Annotated in this window: 8 protein-coding genes and 3 tRNA genes; 6 read left to right on the top strand and 5 right to left on the bottom strand. The window is 74.4% G+C overall.

Annotated features, from left to right (window positions below):
* Positions 1 to 78 precede the first annotated feature (78 nt).
* From ACFU7Z_RS30885 to ACFU7Z_RS30875, 3 genes are all read right to left on the bottom strand, one after another.
* Positions 79 to 1,482 carry a glutamate decarboxylase gene (locus ACFU7Z_RS30885; RefSeq protein WP_074000755.1) on the bottom strand — a complete coding sequence of 468 codons (1,404 nt, stop codon included), beginning with the start codon at positions 1,480 to 1,482 and terminating at the stop codon, positions 79 to 81.
* A gap of 126 nt (positions 1,483 to 1,608) precedes the next feature.
* The gene (locus tag ACFU7Z_RS30880; RefSeq protein WP_049650212.1) at positions 1,609 to 3,042 is read right to left on the bottom strand and encodes an FGGY family carbohydrate kinase; all 1,434 of its coding nucleotides are present in this window, start codon (positions 3,040 to 3,042) and stop codon (positions 1,609 to 1,611) included.
* Positions 3,043 to 3,211: 169 nt separating this feature from the next.
* Positions 3,212 to 3,517: a hypothetical protein gene (locus tag ACFU7Z_RS30875; protein ID WP_310593127.1), complete on the bottom strand. Its 306-nt coding sequence runs from the start codon at positions 3,515 to 3,517 to the stop codon at positions 3,212 to 3,214.
* Between the two features lie 229 nt (positions 3,518 to 3,746).
* Here ACFU7Z_RS30875 and ACFU7Z_RS30870 point away from each other — a divergent pair.
* Together ACFU7Z_RS30870 and ACFU7Z_RS30865 are read left to right on the top strand one after the other, a co-directional pair.
* Positions 3,747 to 3,819 (top strand) — tRNA-Asn (locus ACFU7Z_RS30870).
* Positions 3,820 to 3,880: 61 nt separating this feature from the next.
* Positions 3,881 to 3,953, top strand: a tRNA-Asn gene (locus tag ACFU7Z_RS30865).
* Between the two features lie 134 nt (positions 3,954 to 4,087).
* Here the strand turns inward: ACFU7Z_RS30865 and ACFU7Z_RS30860 are convergent.
* Positions 4,088 to 4,834 (bottom strand): serine protease, encoded by a 747-nt coding sequence (locus ACFU7Z_RS30860; RefSeq protein ID WP_053111986.1) that lies wholly within the window; start codon positions 4,832 to 4,834, stop codon positions 4,088 to 4,090.
* Between the two features lie 117 nt (positions 4,835 to 4,951).
* Positions 4,952 to 5,815 (bottom strand): serine protease, encoded by an 864-nt coding sequence (locus ACFU7Z_RS30855; RefSeq protein WP_117487690.1) that lies wholly within the window; start codon positions 5,813 to 5,815, stop codon positions 4,952 to 4,954.
* Positions 5,816 to 6,004: 189 nt separating this feature from the next.
* Between ACFU7Z_RS30855 and ACFU7Z_RS30850 the strand changes: the two genes are divergently transcribed.
* The 4 genes from ACFU7Z_RS30850 to ACFU7Z_RS30835 all read left to right on the top strand — a co-directional run bounded on the left by ACFU7Z_RS30850 (position 6,005) and on the right by ACFU7Z_RS30835 (position 8,357).
* Positions 6,005 to 6,078, top strand: a tRNA-Ile gene (locus ACFU7Z_RS30850).
* 303 nt (positions 6,079 to 6,381) lie between these two features.
* On the top strand, positions 6,382 to 7,329 hold the full coding sequence (locus ACFU7Z_RS30845; protein ID WP_380781117.1) for an SPFH domain-containing protein: 948 nt from the start codon (positions 6,382 to 6,384) through the stop codon (positions 7,327 to 7,329).
* A gap of 9 nt (positions 7,330 to 7,338) precedes the next feature.
* Entirely contained in the window at positions 7,339 to 7,611 is a 273-nt protein-coding gene (locus ACFU7Z_RS30840) for a hypothetical protein (protein ID WP_380781115.1), read from the top strand.
* A 41-nt stretch (positions 7,612 to 7,652) separates the two neighbouring features.
* Complete coding sequence (locus ACFU7Z_RS30835; protein WP_380781113.1) at positions 7,653 to 8,357, top strand: GPP34 family phosphoprotein; 705 nt, start codon at positions 7,653 to 7,655, stop codon at positions 8,355 to 8,357.
* Positions 8,358 to 8,392: the final 35 nt, after the last annotated feature.

The raw sequence follows: 8,392 nt of genomic DNA, 5'->3' as shown, positions 1-8,392 counted from the left end.
CTTCGCTGCGCCCTCCCCGCCGTGACGTTCTCCCGGTCGTACGACCGGCCGGATGCACGCCCGGCCGCGCGAACGGGGTCAGTGGTGGAAGCCCGGCCGGGGCGGCACCCCGAGCTCCCGGAGCGGGACGGGCTGGCGCCGCAGCTCCGGCAGCAGCCGGTCGAGGTCGGCCAGCAGCAGGTCGGCGAGGTCCCGGGAGAAGCCGTTGCGGCAGACCACCCGGAGCACCGACAGGTCCTCCCGGTTCGCCGGGAAGGTGTACGCGGGGACCTGCCAGCCGCGCTCGCGCAGCCGCCGTGAGACGTCGAACACGTCGAACGGGACGTCCCCCTCGGTGGTGAGGGCGAACACCGGGACCTGGTCGCCCCGGGTCAGCAGCCGGAAGCCGTCCAGCTTCCCGATCCGCCCGGCCAGGTAGGTGGCGACCTCGCGGCAGGCGCCCTGGACGGCCCGGAAGCCCTCCCGGCCGAGCCGCAGGAAGACGTAGTACTGGGCCACCACCTCGGCGCCGGGCCGGGAGAAGTTGAGGGCGAAGGTCGGCATCTCGCCGCCCAGGTAGTTGACCCGGAAGACCAGCTCCTCCGGCAGCGCCGCCCGGTCGCGCCAGAGCGCCCAGCCCACGCCGGGGTACACCAGGCCGTACTTGTGGCCGGAGGTGTTGATCGAGGCCACCCGGGGCAGCCGGAAGTCCCAGAGCAGCTCCGGGTCGAGGAAGGGCGCCACCATGGCGCCGGAGGCGCCGTCCACGTGCACCGGGACGTCGGTGCCGGTGCGCTCCTGGTAGGCGTCCAGGGCCGCGCAGATCTCCGCGACCGGCTCGTACGAGCCGTCGAAGGTGGAGCCGAGCACGCCGACCACCCCGATCGTGTCCTCGTCGCACAGGGCGACCGCCCGCTCGGCGTCCAGGTGGAAGCGGGTGCCCTCCATCGGCGCGGTGCGCGCCTCGATCTCCCAGAAGTTGCAGAACTTCTCCCAGCACACCTGCACGTTGACGCCCATCACCAGGTTGGGCCGGGCCCCGGCGGCGTAGCGGTCGGCGTTGCGGTGCATCCAGCGGCGCTTGAGTGCCATGCCGGCCAGCATGCAGGCCTCGCTGGAGCCGGTGGTGGAGCAGCCGACCGCGCCGTCCGGGTCGGGGGCGTGCCAGAGGTCGGCGAGGATCGCCACGCAGCGCCGCTCCAGTTCGGCGGTCTGCGGGTACTCGTCCTTGTCGATCATGTTCTTGTCGAGGCACTCGGTCATCAGCCGGGTGGCCTGGGCCTCCATCGAGGTGGTGACGAAGGTCGCCAGGTTGAGCTTGGCGTTGCCGTCCAGCATCAGCTCGTCGTGGATCAGCTGGTACGCGGTCTCGGCCGCGACGGGGACCTCGCCGAGCCGGTGCAGCGGCGGGGCCAGCTTCATCGCGCCCAGCGGGTCGGCGATGGTCGGGTACGGGCCGATGCTCAGCCGGCGGTCGCCGCCGGCCCCCTTGTGCAGCGCCATGGCGTCCTGCCGTCCTTCGGGTCGGTGGCCGTGTCCCGTCCCACGCTGCCACCGGGTGCCGGGCGACGCATCCGCGCGGTCCGTCACCCCTGCTCCGGGGCTCGGTCCGCCGCCCCCGCTCCGGGGTCAGGCCGCCGCCTCCGGGTGGACCTGGTCGCGGGCGGCCCGGTACTGCTGACGCACCGCCGAGCCGATCGCCAGGTCCTGCTCCCCGTCGGGCTCGACGGTCTCGGCGTCGGGCAGCTCCCACTCCGGGGGCTGCGGGGTGCCGGCCAGCGCCCAGGCGGCCTGCCGGGCGGCCCCGCGGGCGGCGTGCGCGCCGGGCGGCGGCACCACGACCGGGACGCCGAACAGCATCGGGGCGATGTGCCGGACGGCGGGCAGCCGCCCGGCCGTGCCGAGCAGGAACACCCGCTTCACCGGGACGCCCTGGGCGCGCAGCACGTCGAGGGCGTCGGCGATGTTGCAGAGCATGCCCTCGACGGCGGCCCGGGCCAGGTGCTGAGGGGTCATCGCCTCGGCCCGCAGGCCGGTCAGGGTGCCGGCCGCGTGCGGCAGCGCGGGGGTGCGCTCGCCGTCCAGGTACGGCAGCAGCACCAGGCCGTAGGCGCCGGGGGAGGAGTGCAGGGCGAGGTCGCTCAGGCCCTCCAGGTCCCGGCCGAGCAGGGCGGCCGTGGAGCGGAGCACCTGGGCGGCGTTGAGGGTGGCGACCATCGGCAGGTGCCGGCCGCTGGCGTCGGCGAAGGAGGAGACCAGGCCGGACGCGTCGACCACGGCCTCCTCGTGCACAGCGAAGATCGTCCCGGCGCTGCCGAGCGAGACCACCGCGTCGCCCGGGCCGAGGCCCAGGCCCAGCGCGGCGGCCATGTTGTCCCCGGTGCCGGCCGAGATCAGCAGGCCCTCGGGGGTGTGCCCGGCGGGCTCGGCCGGGGGCAGGACGTCGGGCAGTCTGAGCTCGTGGCCGAGCGCCAGCTCCACCAGGTCCTGCCGGTACTCGCCGGTGATCGGCGACCAGTAGCCGGTGCCGGAGGCGTCGCCGCGGTCGGTGGTGCGGCGCTTGGGGTGGCCGAGCAGCTGCCAGACCAGCCAGTCGTGCGGCAGCAGCACCTCGGCGACCCGGCGGGCGTTGGCGGGCTCGAACTCGGCCAGCCAGCGCAGCTTGGCGACGGTGTACGTGGGGGCCGGCACGGAGCCGATCGCGGCCGTCCAGGCGGCCGGGCCGCCGAGGGCGTCCAGCAGTTTGGCGGCGGCGCCGCTGGAGCGCGGGTCGTTCCAGAGGATCGCCGGGCGGACCAGCACCCCGCCCGCGTCGAGGCCGATCATCCCGTGCTGCTGGGCGCTGACCCCGATCGCCCGGACGCTCTCCAGCAGGCCGCCGGTCGCGGCGTCGCCGAGCGAGTGCAGCCAGACCTGGGGGTCGGCCTCGCCCGGGCGCAGGTCCTGGTCCTCGGGGACGGGGTGCGGCGCCTTGCCGGAGCGCAGGACGGCGCCGGTGTCGGCGTCGCACGCGACGATCCTGGTGCGGTTGGTCGAGCTGTCTATCCCCGCGACGATGGCCATGCCGAGATCATGCCTCAGCCCGGCCCCGGACGCGTCCGGGCCGGGCGGCCTGTTGCGGGTTCGCGACCCCGGGGCGGGGTCCGCTTCGCCCAGCTGTCACCGTCCCGTCACGGACGGCGGGTACCCGGCCCCACCGCCCCGGGTGAGGCGGTCGGGCCGGGCCCGGCGCTCACGGCCGGAAGGTCCCCCAGCCGTCGTCCTCCGCCCTGGTGCGGTTGAAGTACGGCACCCGGTCGGTGACGGCGTTCGGCAGCCGGTCGCCGACCCGGCCGGCGACCGCGTCGGCCGCCTTCCCGGCCACCGCACCGGCCTGCTGCCGGGCCCGGTCGGTCGCGTTCTGGACCGTGGGGTTCCGGGCGATCTCCCGGGTGACCTTGGCGATCTGTTCGTAGCGCTGGCGCCCGGCTCGCGAGCCCAGGACGTAGCCGGCCGCGAAACCCACGGCCAACGACAGCTTCCACATGGTCGGATCCACCCTCTCCTGGCGGCCTCTGCCGCATTGCCCTACCCGTACGTCGGGACGGCGAACCGTCCGCGCCCCAGCATCCCCGGCCCCGTCGCCGGGCGCGCGCGGGGCACGCCGGGCGGCGATCCGGGGGCGATCCGGGAAAGCGATTGGCGGACCACCCCCCCGAGTGCGCTAATGTATGTCCCGCAGCGAGCGCCGAGGAGCCCGGGAGACCGGGGGCCGAGGCGGGAGCCGATCCCCCATAGCTCAATTGGCAGAGCAGCCGACTGTTAATCGGCAGGTTATTGGTTCGAGTCCAATTGGGGGAGCTCGGGAGAAGGCCCTCCGGGGTCCTGTTCCCGTCCGTGGTACGGAAGTTGGGTACCGCGATCCCGCATAGCTCAATTGGCAGAGCAGCCGACTGTTAATCGGCAGGTTATTGGTTCGAGTCCAATTGCGGGAGCTGCACCGGGCCTGCCCGGTGACTGCTCAGAGCGAAGGCCCCTCGGTCGACCGGGGGGCCTTCGTGTTGTCCCCGTCCGGCTCCGCGGCGTGACGTGCGCGACACCGCCCCCGGCGCCGGGGGCGGTTCCCGGGTCAGGCGGTCGCCTTCCGGTAGAGCTCGGCGACCCGCTGGTCGAAGGTGACGCTGTACGAGGTGCCGGGGGTCTCCCCGCCCTCCTGGTAGCCGCCGATCACGCCGACCACCGCGCCGTTCGAGGTGACCCACGGGCTGCCGCTGGTGCCGTCGGTGTAGCCGCCGCAGTCGAAGCGCTCCTGGGTGGCGCTCTGCGAGCTGGTGCGGACGGCGCAGGTGATCGGCTCGTCGCTCTCGTTCGGGTAGCCGGTGACCGAGACGGACAGCCCGAAGCCCTGGCCGGTGCCGACCGGGTTGCCGCCGACCGCCTCCTCGACCTGCCGGCCGTCGACCGGGCCCACCGTGACGAAGGCCACGTCGTACTCGGGGTCGTCGCCGGCCGCCCAGCGCGGGTCGACGGTGATCGCCTGCACCGGCCAAGTCCCGTACGGGGTGGACCCGTTGCGGTAGCCGGGGGTGAACACCAGGCCGTCCAGCAGGCCGATCCGGCGGGTCTGCACGCAGTGCGCCGCGGTGACCAGCAGGTTGCCCCGGGGGCTGTGCACCACGCTCGCGGTGCAGGCCCGCGGCCCCTGCGCGGTGTGGATGGAGAGGGTGCCGATCCGGTCCCGGGCGGGGCTCCGCTGCGCGACCTCGGCGCGGGGCGCCGCGTCCTGCCCGCCGCAGGCGGTGCCGGCGGCCAGCAGCAGGGCGGCCAGCGCGACCGTTCGTGCCGTGTGCGCGGGCCGTGCCGGGCGGGAGGCCATCGGGGCTCCGTCTCGTCCTCGGGGCGGGCACCGGGGCCGTGCGTTCCGCCGTTCGTGAGGAAGATCTACCAGGCCGGGCCCGGCGGCGCCACCGCCGGGGTCCCGCCCGCCGCCCGGTCAGCCGGTGGCGCGGTCGTACAGCGCCTGGACGCGGTCGCCGAAGTAGCTGCTGTACGAGGTGTCCGGGCTGTTGCCGCCCTCCTGGTAGCCGCCGATCACGCCGACCACGGTGCCGGTCCTGGTGCTCGGGTCGAAGTCGGTGACCCAGGGGCTGCCGCTGGTGCCGCCGGTGTAGTCGGGGCAGTCGATCCGCAGCTGGGTGGGGCTCTGCTGGAGGGTGGTGTTGGAGCAGGTGATCGGGACGCCGCTGCTGCTCGGGTAGCCGGTGATCTTCACCGGGAGCCGGTAGCCGCGGTTGACGCCCAGTCGGTTGGCGCCGAGCACCTGCTGGACCTGCTGCCCGTTCTGGGCCTGGACGACCGCGAAGGCGACGTCCATGTCCGGGTCGGCGTGGTCGTTCCAGGCGTCGTCCACGGTGACGGCCAGCAGCGGCCAGACGCCGCTGGGGGTGTCGCCGTCGCGGTAGCCGGGGACGAAGACCAGGTCGCCGCGCCGGCCGAGCTTCGGGTCCCAGACGCAGTGGGCGGCGGTGACGACGAGGTTGAGCCCGGCGCTGTCGACCACGCTGGCGGTGCAGAAGTGGTCGCCGGTGGCGTTGCGGGTGAACACCGCGCCGACCAGGCCGTTGAGCACGGTGGGCTTGGCGGTGCGGGTGACGCCGGTGTGCCGGCCGGACGCGCCCTTGAACCGCTGACGGTTCCAGCCGTGGCTGTTGACGGCGGTGGAGGTGGCGGCGGTGGTGGGTGGTGCGGAGGTGACGGTCGGGGAGCTTCCGCCCGGCCGCGCCGCGGTGGTGCAGCCCGCCGCGGCCAGCACCAGCGCGAGCGCCGCGGCCGCCGCCCCCGTCCCACGTGTCGTCATCCGCCCAGGCTGCCCCGGACGGGTGCCCCGCCGCCACCCGGGCTGCGCCGCCCGGGAGGGGCGCACCGTCGCGCACCCAGGTGCGCCCCCGGCGAGCATCACGGGTGATCGACCGGCTATGCTGCCCGGGACGGCCTCGCTGGGGCCGTCTGCTGCTGCCGTGTCGACGACCGGCGCGCGCGGCGAACCGGGGCGGTAGCTCAGCCGGTTAGAGCAGGGGACTCATAATCCCTTGGTCGTGGGTTCGAGTCCCACCCGCCCCACCTTCTCGATGTGCGACGAGTGTCGTGACGACCCTTCGCGGGCGGGCCGCCGAGCCGGGGCCCGCCGTCTTTCCACCGCATGCGACGTCGCAGAGTCTAGGCCGCGGCCACCCTCCTTCCCCGTGTGGCGCGCCGGAATTCACCCGCCCGTGGGCATCGGCCCCGACCGGCCCCGACGGCTCTCCGCCGCCTTCTCCGCGGCCGTTCGCTCCTTTCTTCCCGTCACCGGACCCTGGCGCCGCGCGCTCAAAAAGTGATATCACTTTGCCATCGGATGCGGATGCTCGCCGAAGGAGTCGCCCCATGACCACCCCGCCTTTCGCCGTCGAGGACGGTGCCGTCCTGGACCTCCCGGTCCCCAAGATCACCGAACGGGCCATCACCGGGGCGGCCGGCCTGCCGGTCCTCGGCGGCACGCTGCTCGGCCTGCTCGCCGGAGTCGGCTCGTTCGTCGCCGGTGCGGTCCAACTCTCCGGCAGCGGAAAGGGGTTGGGCATCGGGCTGATGGTCCTCGGGCCGGTGCTGCTGCTCGGCTCGGTGGTGCTGATGTGCGGGCTGACGGTGGTCTCGCCCGGACAGGCCCGGGTGGTCCAGCTGCTCGGGCGCTACCGGGGCACCGTCCGCGCCGAGGGCATGACCTGGCTGAACCCCTTCACCAGCCGGCGCCGGATATCCACCCGGATCCGCAACCACGAGACGGAGACCACCAAGGTCAACGACGCGGACGGCAACCCGATCGAGATGGCCGCCGTGGTGGTCTGGCAGGTCGAGGACACCGCGATGGCGGTCTTCGAGGTGGACGACTACGCCGACTTCGTCGCCATCCAGACCGAGACGGCCGTACGGCACATCGCCACCAGCTACCCGTACGACGCCCACCACGAGGGCCAGTTGTCGCTGCGCGACGGCGCGGACGAGATCGCCCGCAAGCTCTCCACCGAGATCGCCGCCAGGGTCGCCGCGGCCGGAGTGCGGGTCATCGAGTCCCGGATCACCAGGCTCGCGTACGCTCCGGAGGTCGCCCAGGTGATGCTCCAGCGCCAGCAGGCCGGGGCCGTGGTGGCGGCGCGCAGGCTGATCGTCGAGGGCGCCGTCGGTATGGTCGAGGAGGCGCTGGACCGGCTCGCCGAACGCGATGTCGTGGAGCTGGACGAGGAGCGCAAGGCCGCCATGGTGAGCAACCTCCTGGTGGTGCTCTGCGGCGACCGCGGCACCCAGCCCGTCGTGAACACGGGCTCCCTCTACCAGTAAGGCGAGGCCTTGGCGACGGAACGGAAGAAGCTCCTGTTGCGACTGGACCCTTCAGTTCACGACGCGCTGGCCCGGTGGGCCGGGGACGAACTGCGCAGCACCAACGCCCAGATCGAGTTCCTGCTCCGCCGCGCCCTCACCGACGCCGGCCGGATGCCCGGCGGCGCGGCCCGGCTCCCCCGGCGCGGACGCCCGCCCAAGGAGAGCCCGCCCGAGGAGAACCCGGAGAGCCGCCCGGAGAGCCCGGAGAGTCCGCAGAGCGGTGGTTCCGCGGCGGACTGACCGCGGCGGTCCGGGCACCGACCGAACGACCGGAGAACGAGATGGACCTGCTCGCCAAACTGCCCAGCAAGCCGCCCGCCGACCTCCCCGTCAACCTGCCCGAGAAGCTGTACCTGCTCGCCTACGACCCGCGGCGCGGGCGGATCACCCGGCAGTCCACCCTCCACCTGGTGCTGCAGGCGGCGGCGCTGACCGAACTGCTGCGCCGCGGACTGGTGCGCGAGGAGGGCCGGACGGCCGTCGCGAGGGTCCGGGACTCCGCCGCCTCGGCCGGCCTCGACCCGTACAGCGCCCACCTGCTGGGCCGGATCCAGGAGAAGCGGCCGCACAGCTGGAGCTGGTGGATCGGCCGCGCCCCCAGCGTCGGGCGCGACCAGCCGGCCCGGCGGATCCGGGAGGGCCTGGCGGAGGCGGGCTGGATCGGCCTCCAGCAGGGCCGGGCGGCCGGGGTGTTCCCGGTCACCCGGGTCACCCTGGACGGGCCCGAGGTGCGCGCGGCGCTGGCGGCCTCCGTCACCGCCGCGCTGAAGGGCCCGCTCAGCCGGGTGGACCCGGCCGACGCGGCGCTGGTGGCCCTGGTCGCCGCGGGGCGGCTGCGCACGGTGCTGGATCCCAAGCAGCGCCGGGAGTACCGAGGCCGGATCGAGAAGCTGTACCCGGCGGCCGGCCCGGTCCCGAAGGCGCTCGGCTCGGCCCTCGCCTGGCGCCAGGCGAGCCACACGGCGGAGATCGCCGTCCTGGGCTGACGGGCCGTCCACGGGGGTGGCGGCCCGTCCCGGGG

Origin of the sequence: Kitasatospora sp. NPDC057518 (genome assembly GCF_042802075.1) — a bacterium.
Classification (GTDB): domain Bacteria; phylum Actinomycetota; class Actinomycetes; order Streptomycetales; family Streptomycetaceae; genus Kitasatospora.
Note: the sequence above shows the minus strand (reverse complement) of the source record. Positions and strands in the feature narration are given on the sequence as shown.